13 protein-coding genes are annotated in these 15784 nt (G+C 76.9%); 5 read left to right on the forward strand and 8 right to left on the reverse strand.

The window, feature by feature from the left end:
- The first annotated feature begins 337 nt into the window (after positions 1 to 337).
- Both ACFY07_RS26760 and ACFY07_RS26765 read left to right on the forward strand, forming a co-directional pair.
- Positions 338 to 2410 (forward strand): putative T7SS-secreted protein, encoded by a 2073-nt coding sequence (locus ACFY07_RS26760; protein ID WP_390872115.1) that lies wholly within the window; start codon positions 338 to 340, stop codon positions 2408 to 2410.
- 18 nt (positions 2411 to 2428) lie between these two features.
- Positions 2429 to 3091: a type VII secretion system-associated protein gene (locus tag ACFY07_RS26765; RefSeq protein WP_390872126.1), complete on the forward strand. Its 663-nt coding sequence runs from the start codon at positions 2429 to 2431 to the stop codon at positions 3089 to 3091.
- A 241-nt stretch (positions 3092 to 3332) separates the two neighbouring features.
- On the opposite strand, the gene ACFY07_RS26770 is transcribed toward ACFY07_RS26765, so the two are convergent.
- From ACFY07_RS26770 to ACFY07_RS26805, 8 genes are all read right to left on the reverse strand, one after another.
- Positions 3333 to 3938, reverse strand: a complete 606-nt coding sequence (locus tag ACFY07_RS26770; protein WP_390872116.1) for an ATP/GTP-binding protein — start codon at positions 3936 to 3938, stop codon at positions 3333 to 3335.
- A 93-nt stretch (positions 3939 to 4031) separates the two neighbouring features.
- Positions 4032 to 4400 (reverse strand): DUF742 domain-containing protein, encoded by a 369-nt coding sequence (locus ACFY07_RS26775; RefSeq protein ID WP_390872117.1) that lies wholly within the window; start codon positions 4398 to 4400, stop codon positions 4032 to 4034.
- A gap of 22 nt (positions 4401 to 4422) precedes the next feature.
- Complete coding sequence (locus tag ACFY07_RS26780) at positions 4423 to 4830, reverse strand: roadblock/LC7 domain-containing protein (protein ID WP_390872118.1); 408 nt, start codon at positions 4828 to 4830, stop codon at positions 4423 to 4425.
- Entirely contained in the window at positions 4827 to 7610 is a 2784-nt protein-coding gene (locus ACFY07_RS26785; protein WP_390872119.1) for a nitrate- and nitrite sensing domain-containing protein, read from the reverse strand. Before ACFY07_RS26785 ends, ACFY07_RS26780 begins: the two co-directional genes overlap by 4 nt.
- A 1122-nt stretch (positions 7611 to 8732) precedes the next feature.
- Positions 8733 to 9737, reverse strand: a complete 1005-nt coding sequence (locus tag ACFY07_RS26790) for an enoyl-CoA hydratase/isomerase family protein (RefSeq protein WP_390872120.1) — start codon at positions 9735 to 9737, stop codon at positions 8733 to 8735.
- Positions 9738 to 9848: 111 nt separating this feature from the next.
- Positions 9849 to 10223 carry a toxin Doc gene (locus tag ACFY07_RS26795; RefSeq protein WP_230746642.1) on the reverse strand — a complete coding sequence of 125 codons (375 nt, stop codon included), beginning with the start codon at positions 10221 to 10223 and terminating at the stop codon, positions 9849 to 9851.
- Positions 10223 to 10462 carry a hypothetical protein gene (locus ACFY07_RS26800; protein ID WP_230746640.1) on the reverse strand — a complete coding sequence of 80 codons (240 nt, stop codon included), beginning with the start codon at positions 10460 to 10462 and terminating at the stop codon, positions 10223 to 10225. Before ACFY07_RS26800 ends, ACFY07_RS26795 begins: the two co-directional genes overlap by 1 nt.
- Before the next feature lie 174 nt (positions 10463 to 10636).
- The gene (locus tag ACFY07_RS26805; RefSeq protein ID WP_390872121.1) at positions 10637 to 12613 is read right to left on the reverse strand and encodes a glycoside hydrolase family 3 protein; all 1977 of its coding nucleotides are present in this window, start codon (positions 12611 to 12613) and stop codon (positions 10637 to 10639) included.
- Positions 12614 to 13453: 840 nt separating this feature from the next.
- Here ACFY07_RS26805 and ACFY07_RS26810 point away from each other — a divergent pair.
- The 3 genes from ACFY07_RS26810 to ACFY07_RS26820 form a co-directional block, all read left to right on the forward strand.
- Positions 13454 to 14374, forward strand: a complete 921-nt coding sequence (locus ACFY07_RS26810; RefSeq protein ID WP_390872122.1) for an MFS transporter — start codon at positions 13454 to 13456, stop codon at positions 14372 to 14374.
- Positions 14368 to 14856: a hypothetical protein gene (locus tag ACFY07_RS26815; RefSeq protein WP_390872123.1), complete on the forward strand. Its 489-nt coding sequence runs from the start codon at positions 14368 to 14370 to the stop codon at positions 14854 to 14856. Before ACFY07_RS26810 ends, ACFY07_RS26815 begins: the two co-directional genes overlap by 7 nt.
- A gap of 276 nt (positions 14857 to 15132) precedes the next feature.
- A partial coding sequence (locus tag ACFY07_RS26820) for a GNAT family N-acetyltransferase (protein WP_390872124.1) occupies positions 15133 to 15784 on the forward strand: 652 nt, incomplete at its 3' end.

Genomic DNA, 15784 nt, shown 5'->3' on the forward strand with positions numbered 1-15784 from the left:
TGCTGTGAACGTCACGAGGAGGGAGCGGAGCGCCTTGCGGCGGCCTGCCGGGTCCTGCGGGCGCCTCCCGTCGGTGACGGTCCTGCCAGGATCGGGGGCGGGCGCGCACCACGGTGGAGGGCCGGTCCCGCCGTCCGCGTCCCCCGCAGCGGCGGCCGGGCCGCGCTCTCCGCAGGCCGGAGGGCCGTCGACGTCCCCCGCGCCGGGATCCGCGCGGTCGACGGGCAGCCGACGGCCGCCCGATCGGGGGACGCCGTGAGGGCGCGCACTGAACCTGCCGCCGCCGTGCCACGTGTAGGGCGTGGAATGCACGGGCGCACAACGGGGAGAGGCGAGCATGGCGCGGCTGCACTCGGGCCTGGAGGACTTCCGGCTTGTGGGCATGGACGAGGACCCGACCCCCGGCGATCCCGGGCTGATCCGGGACGTGGCCCGGCGGTACCGGGACGTCGGGGACGCCGCGGAGCGGGCCCTGGGCGTGCTCCGGCGGGACGGGGAGCTCACGCGCGGCCGGGGGGCGGCGATGGACGCCCTGCGGGAGAAGGTCGGCGACGACCTGCCGGAGAAGCTCTCCAGGACCGCGACGTCCTACCACGACGCAGCCCAGGCCTACAGCGACTACGCCCCCCGGCTCCAGGAGGCCCAGGACACCTTCGACCGGGCCGTCGAGCAGGCGCGGAGCGCGTCGGCCCAGGCCGACCGGCCCCCGGTGGCGCTGGGTGAGAACCCCACGGACGAGGAGAGGGACGCGGCGCGCCGGAGGCAGGAGGAGATCGAGACGGGCCGGAGCGGACTCGGGGCCGCCCGGGGCCTGGCCGAGCAGGCGAGGGCGCTGCGCGAGGGTGCCCAGCGGACCTGCGCCGACGTGCTGGACCGGGCGGCGGGCGAGGCCATCCCTCCGCGGAACGTCTTCCAGCGGATCGCCGACTTCTTCAAGGACTTCCCGTTCGTGAAGATCCTCCTGGGACTGCTGACCGCCGTCGTGGCGGTCTTCTTCCCCGTGGTGGGCGCCCTGCTCGGCGCGGCGCTGTTCGCGTTCACCGAGGTGGTCGCCGTGGCGACCGGGGGCTTCAAACTCGGCGACCTGCTGGTCGGGCTGATCGGGCTGGTCCCGGGAGCGGCGCTGCTCAGGTTCGGGGGCGCGGGGCTCAAGGCCGCCGCGGGTGCCGTGGGGCGGATCCTCCCGGGGGCGGGGAGGACCATGGGCGGAAGCCTTTCGGGGGTCCGGCAGACGCTCGGCAGTCCCCGGACGGTCGGCGCGGTGATCGGAGGCCCGGCCGCCAGGCCTGCGGTCGCGGTCACCGGGCACATCGCCGGGGAAGCCGGACAGGAGGCGGCGACCCAGGCGCTGAACGGGGAGCGGCTCGACGCCGCGGCGATCGTGGGGGCCGGTCTGCTCGGGGGTGCGGTGTCCCGCGGGCGGCTGCCGGGCAGGGGGGGCGCGGAGGGCGCGGGCCGCCCCGGCGGGTCCGCCCCGGGGCTGTCCCGGGGGCTTCCCCGGGGGCAGGGCACCGCGGGCCCCGTGCCCCCGGCGCACCCGGCCGGCCTGCCCGCGGTGCGGCAGGACCCGTCGGTCGACCCCCACCTGGTGACGGGGGTGAGGCCCAGCGCGGAGAACCCGGGCGGACTCCCCCAGTTCCGTACCGACAACAATCCGCTCTTCCGCGACGACACGCGGCTCCCCATAGGCCCGGACGGCATCTTCACCACGGGTTTCGCGCCGAGGGACCCGTCGCGCACGGACCTGGCGGACTTCGTGGACCGGAACACCCCGTCGGCGTTCGTGTCGACGACGAGGCGGGAGGACCTGAACTTCCTCGGGGGCACCGGGCCGGGCGGCGAGCACGTGTTCCGGTTCCACATCCAGGCCCCTGGAGGGGTCGACGTGAACAGGACCCTGGGCAGTCACGCGGGCGAGGGGCAGCAGGAGGTCAGCTTCCCCGGCGGCATCAGCGCGGAGAACATCCGGGGCGCCCAGCTGGTGACCGGCGGGTCCGGTCCCTTCCTGCCGGTGACGGTGGGCAGGTTCGTGCCGAACCCGAACTTCAATCCGGCGTTCCTGCCGCTGCCCCCCAGCCCCCCGCCGGGCGGATCCTTCCCGGCCGACGTCAGGCCCCACGTCCCCGGCGCAGCGCAGCCGGACGGGCCCGTCCTGCGTCCGCCGCGGATCCGGCCGCTGCCGCCGGCCGGCCGCCCGCCGCACGGTGCGCCGCCCCCGCCGCCCCCCGGCCCGCCGCCGGTCACCGGGCTGCCGCTCCCGCCCCGGCCCAGGCCGACAGGACCGCCGCCCCCACCGCCCCCCGGCCCGCCGCCGGTCACCGGGCTGCCGCTCCCGCCCCGGCCCAGGCCGACGGGACCGCCGCCCCCACCGCCCCCCGGTCCGCCGCCGGGCCCGCCGCCGGGTGCCTGAGCGGATCCGCTGGTGAGCATGCAGAGGAAGGAAGGAACGACGGTGGAGGAGATCCCGGTAGGCGGGGCGGGTGCGCCCGCGGCCACGGAGGACGTGCGCGCCCGGGCGCGGCGCTCCCCGGGACGGTGGCTCTACCTGGTGGACCCCTTCTACGACCCCGACGGTGCCGTGCCCCCGCACGGGATCGCCGGTGCCTGGGAGGTGGACGGGGAGGGCGCTCCCGTGGGGTTCACCGCCAACCCCGGCTACCGGCCGTCCGCACAGGGCCTGGGCCTCGCCGCACCCACCGATCCGGTGGACGCGGTGATGCAGGACGCCGCGACGGGCCGGGCCGCGTACGCCGAGGTGCTCGACGCGCTGGCGGGAGTCAGTGTGTACGTTCCCGCGGACTCCCGGGGACGACTGACGGCCCACCGGGACGGAGACGGCCTCTTCGTGGCCGTCCTGACCGACCCCCGGCAGGGGCCGGACGACGTGCCGCAGCTGCTGCCGGTCGGGTTCGCCGACCTGGTCGCCGCCCTGCCGGAGGAGACCGCCGTGTGGATCAACCCGCACGGGGGCGTCTCCGTCGGCGCGAGCGTCGCGGACCTCCGCGCGGCCCTGGGCGTCCGGAGCGGGGAGCCGCAGACGGCGGAGGTCGCGGCCATCCCTCTCAAGGGCGTCGCGCCCGGGCGGCGCTGAGAGCGGGGGTACACCCCGGGCGTCCCCGGCAGCCCGCCGCGCCCCTCCCGGGATGCGGGACGGCGGCAGCGGGAGGGCGCCCGCCCCGAGGCGTCCGGGCAGGGCGGTGGGCCGGACGTTCGCCGTGGGTGTCCACGGGAGGACCCGGCCTCCACCGGACGGGCGGCGGGAGCCGCTGCGTCAGGCGGCGGACGCCGGTCCGGCTCCGGCCCTCCGGGGCCGGGCCGGCGTCCGCCCGGGCTCACCGGGCGAGGCGTCCCTCGACGGCGAGCACGTGCTCCACGGCGTCGACCAGGAGGGCCTTGACCGAGTCGCGCCGCCGCGCGTCGCAGAAGAGCACCGGCACGTGCGGGTCGAGGTCCAGGGCGGCCCGGACCGTCTCCGCGGGGTAGGCGCGGGCACCGTCGAAGGTGTTGACGGCCACGACGAACGGCAGTCCGCGCCGCTCGAAGTAGTCGACGGCGGCGAAGGAGGAGGCGAGGCGCCGGGTGTCGGTCAGGACGACCGCGCACAGCGCCCCGGCGGCCAGCTCGTCCCACATGAACCAGAACCGGTCCTGGCCGGGTGTGCCGAACAGGAACAGGTCCAGCCGGTCGTGGAGGGTGATGCGGCCGAAGTCCATCGCCACGGTCGTGGTGGTCTTGGCCTCCACCCCCGCGGTGTCGTCGACACCGAGGCCGGTCCGGGTGAGGTTCTCCTCGGTGTGGAACGAGGTGATCTCGCTGATCGCGGAGACCAGCGTGGTCTTGCCCGTCCCGAAGCCCCCGGCGACGAGGATCTTGACGGCCTGGGGCAGGTCGTCCTGGGGTGCCGTTCCCGGGGATCCACCCGGCAGGGCTCTGGTCATGACCACACTCCCACTCCGTTTCTGGGCGTTGCGTGCGCCGGCAGTGGCCGCGGACGGCCGCCGGCGGGGGCCGCTGTTCCGGCGGCGCGCGGATCAGAGCGCGCGGAGTCCATCGAGCACCTCCTTGATGAGGTCGAGGCTCGGTCTGCCGCCGGCGTAGGCGGGCTCGCGCACCCGGATGGCGCCCATGTCCAGCAGGTCGCCGAGCAGGACCCGGACCACCCCGACCGGCAGGTCGGTCCGGGCGGACAGTTCGCCCACGGACAGCGGACGGCGGCACAGGGAGAGCAGGGCGCCGTGCTCGGGCTCCACGTTCACCCAGCCGTACAGGGTGTCGACGACGGCGACGACGAAGGCCACCAGGTCGAAGACCTCCTGCCGGGACCGGGTGCGGCCGCGCACCATGGCGTAGGGGCGGACGAGGGGCCCGGCCTCCTCGTCGACCCATTCGGTCTCGATCACGGGGTCGTCCGTTGCCGTGGCCTCAGCGGCCCCGGGCGTCGACGGACAGGTGCTGCCCGACCCGCTTGACCAGCATGGCCATCTCGTAGGCGACCGCGCCGATGTCGGCGCCCTCGGGGGTGAGCACGGCGAGGCAGGCGTTGTCCCCCGCAGCGCAGACGAAGAGGTAGCCCGCCTCCATCTCGACCATCGTCTGGCGCACGGCGCCGCCGCCGAAGTGGCGGCCGGCCCCCTTGGCCAGGCTGTGGAAGCCGGAGGCCACGGCGGAGAGCTGCTGGGCGTGGTCGAGGGTCAGTCCGCTGGAGCCGGCCAGCATCAGCCCGTCCGTCGAGAGCACGACCGCGTGGCCGACGTCCGGCACGCGGTGGACCATGTCGTTCAGGAGCCAGCCCAGGTTCGCGGTCGTGTCGGTCACGAGTGGCTGCGTCATCGCGTGCTTCCGTTTCCGTGGTGGGGGACGTGGGGACGGTGGGGTCGGTGGGCCGGGCCGTCGCCGGGGCCCGGCTGCTCCAGGCGTCCGCGGGCGGCTCCGGACTGGAGGGCGGACATCAGCGAGCGCACCTGGGTGGGGCGTCCGCCGTCGGCCGCCGGGGCGGCGGGGCGCGCTCCGGCCGAGGGGAACGCGGCCTCGAACAGGGGCGGGGCGCCGCGGGTCCCGTCGAAGGGCGCTGCGGGACCGGCCGGCCGGACCTGCGGCACGGGGCCGAGGGGCTCTTCGGGCCAGGGGGCGGCGTCCGCGGGGGTGCCGGCGCCGCCCGGGAGCGGAGCCCCGGGGTGGGGCACCGGCCCGGCGGGGGCCCGGACCGCGTGGGCGGGCGCGCCTCCCCAGTCCAGCGGGCCGGCCGCTGCGGCGGGGTCGTCCTTGAGCTGGGGGGCGAGGCTCGCCTGGCGGACGCGGCGCGGCAGGCCGTCGATGGTCTCCGGCTGCCGGGCGGCGGGGGCCTGATGGTGACCCTGCCAGGCGTTCGGAACGGTCTCGGGGGCCGCAACGACGGGCGGGGGCGCGGCGTGGACCTGCGGCGCGGCATGGACCTGCGGTACGGGCACGGCCGGGGTGTCGGCGACCCCGGGGAGGGGCGGCCCCTCGGGGAACGGGGTCCCCTCGCGGTACGGCGGCGCGGGCATCGCGTGGGCCGTGGGCCCGGGTCGCCCGTCGTACCCGTACGGGTCGCCGTCGTGCCCGTACGGGTCGCCGGCGTGTGCGTACGGGTCGCCGGCGTGTGCGTGCGGACCGGCGGGCGGGAGTGCGGCGGCGGGTGCGGGAGCGAGCTGCGCCGCGTCGCGCGGGGGGAGCTGCTCCAGGAGGGCGTGCGGGATCAGGACGATGGCGGTCAGGCCGCCGTAGGGCGAGGAGCGCAGGGCGACGTTGACCTTGTGCCGCTGGGCGAGGCGCCCGACGGTGATCAGCCCCAGGCGGGTGCTGTCGACGTCGCTGATGTCCACGGGGGAGGTGATGCGGGCGTTGGCGGCCTCGAGGTCCTCCGGGGCCATGCCGAGGCCCCGGTCGTCGATCTCCACGATGAGGCCGCCGGCCGCGGTGCCGACGCTCACCCGGATCTCACTGTCGGACGGCGAGAAGTTCTGCGCGTTCTCGACGAGCTCCGCGAGCAGGTGGATGACGTCGGCGGCGGCGCGGCCGGCGATGCCGACGTCCGGCACGGGGAGGACGACGACGCGGGCGTAGTCCTCGGTCTCGGCGACGGCGGCGCGCACGACGTCCACGGCCGGGACCGGGCGGCGCCAGACGCGGCCGGGGGCGGCGCCCGAGACGATGATCAGGCCTTCCGCGTAGCGGCGCAGCCGAGTGGCGAGCTGGTCCAGGCGGTAGAGGTTCTCCAGGACACCGGGGTCGTCCTCCTGTCTCTCCATGGTGTCGAGCAGGCCGAGCTGACGGTGGACCAGCGCCTGGCTGCGGCGGGCGAGGTTGAGGAACACCTCGCTGAAGCCCCGGTGCAGGCGGATGTCCTCGGCGGCGAGCTCGACGGCGGTGCTCTGCAGGGCGAGGAACGCGTCGCCCAGCCGGGCCATCTCCCGGTTGACGAACTCCGGGCGTGCCGTGTCGACCGCGACGTCGACCGTCTCGCCGCGGCGCAGGCGGCCGACGACGTCGCGCAGCCGGTCGTCGGTGAGGTTGCGCGCGGAGGCGCGCAGGCGGCCGAGGTCGCCGACGAGGGAGCGGGCGATGCGGACCGACAGGACGACGGAGACGACGAGGGCGACCAGTCCGAGGAGGCCGGCGAGGAGCAGCTCGACCAGGGCGCGGGTGGCGGGCGGGCCGGTGAGGGTGAAGACGACGTCGATGTCGTCCAGGGCGAGCCGGTTGACGGCGGTCCACTGGGCGTCGTAGGCGGCGCGCCAGCGGGCGATCGGGAACGGCAGGGCGCGGGCGTCCGGGCCGGCGTCGATGATCTGCTGCTCCATGGCCGCCACCTGCTGCAGGGGGCCGCCGGGCGCGGAGAGCCTGAGGAAGGGGGCCCGCTGGGCGGGAGGCAGGCCGGCCACGGCCGCGCGGTTGAGGTATCGCCGGGGGCCGATGTCCTGGACGACGGCGGCGTAGGCGCTGCGGCCCAGGCTGTGGGAGGGGCCTGCCGCGGCGGCGGAGACCAGGGCGTCCTCCTGGGAGAGGAAGTCCCCGCCGAGGACGAGCGTGTGCAGGGCCCGTCCGAAGTCCTGGGCGTCCTGGTCGGGGAGGACGGTCATGGCGTCGAACGCCTCGGAGATCGCCGCGTTGACCGCGGTGTACGAGGCGAGGACCCGGTCGGGGGTGAGGACACCGGCGTCGACGCCCTTCCGGAGGTCGGTGATGCCTTCGAGAGCCTGCCGGGCGGCGTCCACGCTCCGGCGGACGCGGTCGTTCTCGTCCTTGCGGACGTCCGGGTCGTCGGCCTCGGCGAGGAAGGCCGTGACCGCGCCGTCCGTGGCGGCCCGGCTGCGGCCCAGTTCGGGCGGGACCGGGGCGCCGCCGCGCCCCTCCCCCCGGGCACCGCCGGCGAGGGCGACGAGGGAGGAGCGGCGCTCGGCCTGGAGGCCGATCACGACCTTGCCCAGGGGGCGGGCGAGGTGGGTGCCGATGGTGTTCACGCGGGAGAGGGTGAGTGCGTTGCCCAGCGACAGGTACGCGGCATAGGCCCAGAGGGCCGCCAGCGATACGAGCGGGAGCAGCAGCAGGGCGGTCAGCTTGCTGCGAATGGTCATCCGACGCGATCTCATGAACATTTCCTCATATCCACTGCGACAAGGCGCCGCACCGCGCCGGAAGGCGCCTTTCATTTCCGCACCGCATGCTTCCTCCCGACCGGAGGGAACGGGAGGAGCGGAATAGCCGGCGCAATGGCACCGGCTTTGTCCGGCCGCGGGTGCGGCCGGACGGGAATCACGCGGCAGCGCCGTCGGCGGCCGTCGGCAGCGTGATTCCGGCAGACCCGGGGCCGGGCGGGACGGGACAGTGCCCCTCGGTCTGCCCATGCGTCACCTGGCCAGGGAGCCAGCACGCAGCGGCGCACACGGCCGGTCAGGCGCCGTCGATTCCGTAAGCGGACCCGCACGCAGGTCCGGATGTACCGCTCGGCATCCGGGAGGAGTCGGCCCTCTGCGATTCTCGGCACACGGGGACGGGACACCTGCTTTCTGTACTGCTTCCTGGGACACGCCGGGACGCAGGCCGGAAGCGTCCCGCCTGCCGGCCCCTCAGCCGGAGAGGTTGCGCGTGCAGCGTACATGAACGAAACGGCGCCATAAGGTCGAGAAGCCGCCGAGGCGGAACCGCGGTCCTTTCGGACACGGGAAGGCCGCGTCGCGTTCTTTTCACGACAGGGCGCACCCGTCCCGGGAGCGCAGCGGAAAGGCCGTGACGGGCCGTCAATGGCGGACAAAAGAGGACACATGTCCGGCGTGTGACGGCCAGGCGGGGGAAGGGCCCCGGTCCGGCCGGCCGCACCGCCGGACGCAGGGCGGGCAACCATGCCCCTTCGGGCAGACCCGCAGGGCAGGACGGGGGGCGCCCGCCCTGTCGCCGCGCCGACGGCGTCCTCCCCGGGCGCCACGGCCACCAGGGGCCCGTCCTGCCCTGGAAGGCAGGCGGGGCGGGCCGCCGTCCACGCCGGCAGCTGCGGCAGCAGGGACGAGCCGTCCGCCGCCATCCCGCTACGGCCGCGGCCGGGCCGGGACCGGGGGTCCGACCGGTCGCCCGCCCCGAATTCCTGCGCCGCCTGCGACCACTGCACACGCGGGAGGACGGGCCGGCCGGTCCCGCCCCGGGCGACCGGGACGGGGCCGGCCCCCCGACGCACCCTCAGGAACGCGGGCGCGGCCCGGCACCGCCGGCGGACGCGGTCACGCCTCCTGGAGGCAGGCCGCCGTGCGGGTGGCGACGGGGGCCCACGCGGGGGCGCCGTCCTTGTCCACCAGGACCGCGCGGACCCCCTCGGCGAAGTCGGGACCCGCCGTGAGCACCTCCCCCAGGCGCAGCTCGCGCTCCAGGCACGCGGCGAGCGGGGAGCGCGCGCCGCGGCGCAGGAGGGCGAAGGTGGCCGCCAGACTGGTGGGCGAGGCACGCCGCAGGTCCGCGAGCGCGCCCCGGGCCCAGGCGCCGCCGTCGGCCTCCAGCCTGGCCACCACCTCCTCCAGGGCGGGGGCGCCGAAGCAGTGGTCGACGCGTTCCCGGTGGTCGGCCAGTTCCGATGCGGGGGCGGGGCGCGCGTGGGAGTCCAGGACCCGGGGGAACTCCCGCGCGTCGGCGCGGGCCAGGTCGCGCTCCAGGGCGGGCAGACCGGCGGAGGGCACGAAGTGGGTGGCGAGACCGCAGGCGACCGCGGTGCCGGCCCCGATGCGGGCGCCGGTCAGCCCCAGGTACATGCCGGTGCCGCCGGGCAGCCGGGGCAGGAAGTGGCTCGCACCGACGTCCGGGAAGAACCCGATGTGCGTCTCGGGCATCGCGAGGGAGGCCCGCTCGGTGACCACGCGGGCCGAGCCGTGCACCGAGATGCCGAGGCCGCCGCCCATGGCGAAGCCGTCGATGAGCGCCACGTACGGCTTGGGGTACTCGGCGATCAGCCGGTTCAGGCGGTACTCCTCCGTGAAGAAGGCCCGCACGGCCTCGCGGTCGCCGGCCAGCACCGCCTCCCGGACCGCCCGGATGTCGCCGCCCGCGCAGAACGCCCGGGGGGAGGAGCTCGCCACCACGACGGCGCCGACGGCCGGGTCGTCGCGCCACCGCAGCAGCGCGGAGGAGAGCGCGCGGACCATGGGGAGGTCCAGCGCGTTGAGGGCCGACGGCCGGTGGAGGACCAGGCGGCCCACGCCGCCGGCCGTGTCCGTCCTGACGCATGGGTTCATCATGCCTGCATACCACCGCCCCGGCGGGGGCGGAGCGGGAGGGTGCCGGGACGGCGTGAGGAGGGCGGGCCGGGGCGGCAGGACGGGCGGGAGCGGTAGGCCGGGCGGCAGGCGTCAGATGCGCCAGGAGCGGATGCGCTCGGCGGCCTGGTAGACGTCCGCCTTGCGGGCCTGGATGTCGCGGACGAGGTCGACGAGGGCGCCGTACGGCGGGTCGACGCCCTCGCCGCAGACGTGCATGTAGGCGACGGCGACCTGGCAGGCGTAGAGGCTGTTGCGGTACGGCAGCGGCTCCAGGCGGACCAGGGTGTGCAGGAGGGCCGCCGCCTTCCAGGCCGCGTCGGGGTCGGCGGTGGCCGGGCGGGGGATGCGGGTGCGGTGCCGGGCCACGGCGGCGACGAGGGCGGAGTAGTCGGCGACCGCGAGGTCCTCGGGGACGGCCTGCTCCTGGACGTCCAGCAGCCAGGGCACGTCGATGTGGACGGTCATCAGGCGGCTTCGACTCCCTGCGGGCCCGCGGCGGACGGGGCCTCGTCGGGGAACGCCTCGTCGAACTCCGCGCGGTGGGCGTCGCCCCAGGCCGCGGCGTAGCGGACGAACTGCAGGCGCTGCTGCTCGCGCAGCGGGAGGTCGTGGACGTACTGCTTGAGGGACTTGCCCTCCGCGGCCGCGGCGGCGCGGACGGAGGCGAGCTCCTCGTCGGTGAAGGTGATGTTCAAGGACGGCATGCCGGAATGGTACCTGATAGGTACCGGCGCGGGGGCGGAGGCGGGGGATCCGCGGTGCGCCGGCCCGTCCGGCGGACCGGCCGCCCTCCGCGGGGAGGGCGGCCGGGGAGGGCGGCCGTGGGCCGCGCGGGCGGTCGCGGCGCCTGCGGGCTGCTGCCTGCGGGCGGCGGGCGGCTACCGGTGGCGCCGGTGGGTGGTGAGGCCGTAGCCGCAGGGGAAGAGCGGGTCGTAGCGCGGGTCGCCGGCGTTGACCGGCTCCTGGGCCTCGCTGCGCGGCCAGGAGACGGGGAGCCTGCCGGTGAAGGGGCGCTTGCCGAAGAGCACGTCGGCCACGCCCCCGCCCTCGCTGCCGGGGAGCCAGGACATGACGAAGGCGTCGGTCCTCGGCAGCCGGTCGGTGACGATCTGCGGGCGTCCGGCGACGTCGAGGACGACGCAGGTCCGGATGGCCGCGCACACGCGGTCGATGTTCGCCCGGTCGGCGGCGGAGAGTTCCAGGGTGTGGCCGTTGCCGACGTCGCCCACGCCTTCGGCGTAGGGGGTCTCGCCGACGACGACGATGCCGACGTCGTGTCCGGCGGTGGGGGCGGAGGCGTCGGCGCTGCAGGTGACGTGGGCGGCGTGCTGCCGGATGCCCTCGAGGATCGTGGTGCCGGGGATCGTGTCCCCGGACCGGCCCTGCCAGGTCACGGTCCAGCCCCCGGACTGGTTGCCCAGGTCGTCGGCGTCGGCCCCGGCCACGTGGATGCGGGCGGAGGGCGACAGCGGCAGGGTGCGGTGGCGGTTGCGGAGCAGCACCTGGGAGGCGGCGACGGCGCGGCGGGCCACGGCGCGGTGGGCGGGCGAGCCGATGGAGGGGATGCCGGTGCGGTCGGTGCAGGGGTGCTCGAAGAGGCCGAGGCGGAACTTGGCGCGCAGGATGCGCCGCACCGCGTCGTCGATCCGGGACACGGGCACCCGGCCGGCCTCGACCTCGGCGGTCAGCGCCTGCTCGAACTGCGGGGCGCTGTACGGCCCCATGAACATGTCCATCCCGGCGTCGACGGCGGTGCGGACCTGGGCCGGGAAGTCGCCGGGGAGCTGGTGGACGGCCTCCCAGTCGCTGATGAGGAAGCCGTCGAAGCCGTTCCTCTCCTTGAGGAAGCCGGTGAGCAGCTCCCGGTCGGCGCTCATCTTCACCGGCGTGCTGCCGGGCACGTCGGTCCAGCGCACGCTGGAGTAGGACGGCATGATGCTGCCGACGCGGTGCCTGCGGACGGCCGGTACGTACGGCGCCAGGTCGACCTTCGCGAAGTGCGCGTGGTCGGTGACGGTCACGCCCTGGTCGAGGGTGCAGGTGCCGGTGGTGGAGGTTCCGTACACGGTGTCGCCGTCGCCGGCGAAGTGCTTGGCCGTGGCCAGGACGCGGTCGGGGCGGGCCAGGTCGCCGGGGCGGGTGCCCTGGAAGCCGTCGATGGCGGTCTCCATCCGCTCGACCAGCGCCGGGTCCTCGCCGAAGCTCTCGTAGGTGCGGCCCCAGCGGTCGTCGCGGGCGACGCACAGGCAGGGGGCGAAGACCCACTGCGGTCCGGTGGCGCGGGTATCGGCGGCGGTGACGTGCTCGACCTCGCGCACCAGCGCGGGGTCGCGGGTGGCGCCCAGGGCGATGTCGTGCGGGAAGACCGTGGCGCCGACCAGGTTGCCGTCGCCGTGGACCGAGTCGATGCCGTACAGCAGCGGGATGTGCAGCCGGGTCGCCAGGGCCCGCTCCTGGTAGGCGTCGACCATGTCGGCCCACGCCTCCGGCGTGTTGGGGGTGGGTGCGGAGCCGCCGCCGGAGAGGAGGGAGCCGAGGGCGAGGTCGGTGATCCGGGACCGGTCGGCGTCGACCGAGCCGCGCTCGGCCTGCGTCATCTGGCCGACCTTCTCCTGCAGCGTCATGCGGCCGAGCAGGTCGGCGACCAGCCGCTCGACCGGCAGCCGGGCGTCCAGGTACGGCGCCGACCGGTGGTGCGCGGCGGTTGCCGCCCCCGGCCCGGTGGCGGCGACGGAGGCGCCCGGGGCCGGGGCCACGCCGAGGGCGGTCGCCGCGGCGGCGAGCAGCGCACCGGCGACGCGGCGCCGGGAGGGGCGCCGGTCCGGCAGGGCGTCCTGCGGGGGACGGTGTCTCAAGCTGCGCCCCTCGGGTGGGAGGCCCGTCCGGGTCCTCCGCGGGCCGGGCGGGCCGGGCGGGACGGGCGGGCCGGGCGGGCCGGGCGGGACGGGCGGGGTTGCCGGGTGCCGATGTCCGGCGTCCGCGCTTCCCCGGGGCGGGTGCGCACCGGGGTGCTCCTCGGTGCGGTGCGGCACCTGCGGCGTGATGCGCTCGGCCCCGTCCGCAGCGGACCGCCGGTCCGGGGTCCGGAGGGCCTGGGTCCGGAGGGCCGGGAACGCCCGGCCCGGGGACGTGGCAGGGAGGACGGCCGGACAGTGCGGGGTCGAGGTGGACGGATGGGACGGCGACGCCTGGGAGCGCTTCCACCAAGGGGCGGTCCTCGCGGTTCCGACAGCGGTGGCGGCGCACCGCGCCGCCGGGGCGGCCGGGAGGACCACCTGCGGCGAACCAACCTTGATGGAACACGGTCAAGTTCTGCAGTCCATCAAGCCACCGTCCCCTCGGAGGTGTCAAGGTGCAGGTTCGCCTTCACCCTCCGAAGGCGCGGAGGCGCACGCAGGACCGGGAGAAGGCCGGACGGGGGCGGGTCGCGCCACCCGGGCGCCCGCCGGCCCCCGTGCGGCCGGCGGTGCCGCGGGGGCGACCCGGCGCCGTCGTGCGACGGCCCGTCAGAAAGGCGGTTCCGCAGCACGGTCCGGCTTGCTATCGTGCCGATCATGGACATCACCGGGCCCCACTGACAGGTCGTCCACCGCTCCCGCACGCGTCCTCGTGACGCTTCCTCCGGGGCGGTACGCCGACCCGTCATGTCCGTCCGTGCCCCGGCCGCGCCGCGGCACGTACACCCCGGAGACACCATGCCACGCCCCGACGGGGGCAGTGCGTCCTACCGCGCTGTCCTCGCACTCCCCCATGCCCGCCGCCTGTTCGCCGCCGCGCTCCTCGCCCGGCTGGGCTACGGCCTGACCGGCCTTCCCCTGCTGCTCGCCCTGCGGGAGGGCACCAACTCCTACGCCGCCGCCGGTACGGCGACCGGCCTGTACGGACTGGCCGCAGCCCTGCTCGGGCCCGCCCGGGCACGGCTGGTCCGACGCCGGCGCTCCGCGCTCGTACTGCTGGCCGTGGGCCACGCGCTCTCCCTGGCCGCGCTGGCCGCCGCATGCGCCGTCGGCGTCGCGGACCTGTCCGCCGTCGGGCTCGCGGTCCTGGCGGGGCTGTGCCCGCCTCCGGTCGGTCCGCTGATGCGCGCCCTGTGGAGCGGGCTGACCCCCGACGGGGTGCAGCGGCAGTGCGCGCTGAGCCTGGACACGGTGGCCGAGTCGGCCGTGTTCGCGGTGGGGCCGGTCCTGGGCGGGTCGCTGGCCGCCGCCTCCTCGGCCCCGGCGGTGCTGGCCGGGTGCGGGCTCCTGCTCCTGACGGGGTCCGGACTGCTGGCGGCGGCGCTGCGGCGCGCGCTCGGCGCCGAGGACGCCACGCCATCGCGCGGCGCCGGGGGCTTCGTCCTCGCGACACGCCTCCCTCGCCTCCTGGCGCTGGTGTGGGCGGCCGCGGCCGCACTGGCCGCGTGCGAGATCGGGGCCGTGGGCCCCGGGGGGGGGGGGGGCGGGGCGGGGGGGGGGGGGGCCGCCCCCCGCCGGGGGGGGGCCGCGCGGCGGGGGGCGGGCCCCGGCGGGGGGGGGGGGGGCCGGGGGGGGGGGGGGGGGGGCGGGGGCCGGCGGGGGGGGGGGGGGGGGGGGGGCCGGGGGGGGGGGGGGGGCGGCCCCCGGCCGGGGTGCTGACGGCGCTGTTCCCGATCGGCGGTGTCCTCGGCGGCCTGGTGTACGGCCGACGGCGGTGGCGCTCGGCCCTCGCCCGCCGGCCGCTCGCGATGGCGGCGGGCACGGCCGCCTGCTGGGCGCTGCCCGCCCTGGTCCAGGCACCGCCCGCCGCGGGCGCGGCCCTGCTGGTCGCCGGCGCGTGCACCGACGTGCTGCTGATCGCGGCGTACCAGCTGGTCGACGTCCTCGTCCCCGCGGGATCGCGCACCGAGGCCGGCGCGTGGCTGAACACCGCCTACAACCTGGGCGCGGCCATGGGCGCCGCCGCCGGAGGCGCCCTGGCCGACCGGCCCGGACCGGCGGCGGCGTTCGCCGTCGGCGCGGGGCTCGTCGGGCTCTGCGCGCTGGTCTGCACGCCGGGGGCAGGGCGTCGGGGTGCGGCGGGGACCTCCGGGGCTGTCGCGGTGCCGGTGGCGGCGGGTGACCCGTCGCGGTCCCGCTGACCGCGTGCCTCCCGGGCCGCGCCGGCCGGGAGGCGGCCCGGGTCCGCGGCTGGGGGCCGCGTCGGCCTGGAAGCGGGCGGCGGTGTACCGGGCCGGGCCGCACGGCCCGTATCCGGTCGGCGGCCGGGACGGGACCGGTCCACCGGTGGGACCCCGGCGGTGGCGCACGGGGGTGCACGCACGGGGCGGGGCGGGGCTGCGGCGCCGGGCGGCCGGAAACCCGTGGAGCGCGCCGTGCGGCCTGTGGTACCACTGGCGGGTCCACGAGAGTCGATCATGGAATTGCCCGAGGAGGCGTCCGGCATGGTGCTCGGAGAACTGGTGGGGCTGCGGGCGATGGATCCGGCGGACGCCGGGGCGCTGTGGCGGTGGAACCACGACCCCGAGGTCATGCGCTGGATGGAGGACGGCTACGCCCAGCCCCTGGCCCGGACGGAGAAGTGGCTGGCCGAACGGCAGGGCAACGCGTACGGCGACCTGCTCCTGGGGATCGAGTCGCTGTCCGACGGGGTGCTCGTGGGCCTGGTCCGGCTGCACGGCGCCGAGCCGGAGACCGGGTGCGCCGAGCTCGACATCTACCTCGGCGAGAAGGCGTACTGGGGGCGCGGCCACGCCACCGACGCCATGCGGACGGTCTGCCGCTACGGCTTCGAGAAGATGCGGCTGCACCGGATCTCCCTCACCGTCGTCGAGGAGAACCACGCCGCCCGGCGCGTCTACCGGAAGGTGGGCTTCGTCGAGGAGGGCCGGCTCCGCCAGTCCTTCCGGCGCGACGGCCGCTGGTACGACAAGCTGGTGATGGGGTTGCTGGAGGGGGGGGGGCGGGTGGGCGCCGCCCCCCCCCCCCCCCCGCACCCCCGCCCCCCCCCCCCCCCCGCCCCAACAACGCGAGCCGGGCGGCGACGACCCGGGGCCCCCCCCCGCGCCC

This window comes from Streptomyces sp. NPDC001380 (assembly GCF_042895785.1).
GTDB lineage: Bacteria > Actinomycetota > Actinomycetes > Streptomycetales > Streptomycetaceae > Peterkaempfera.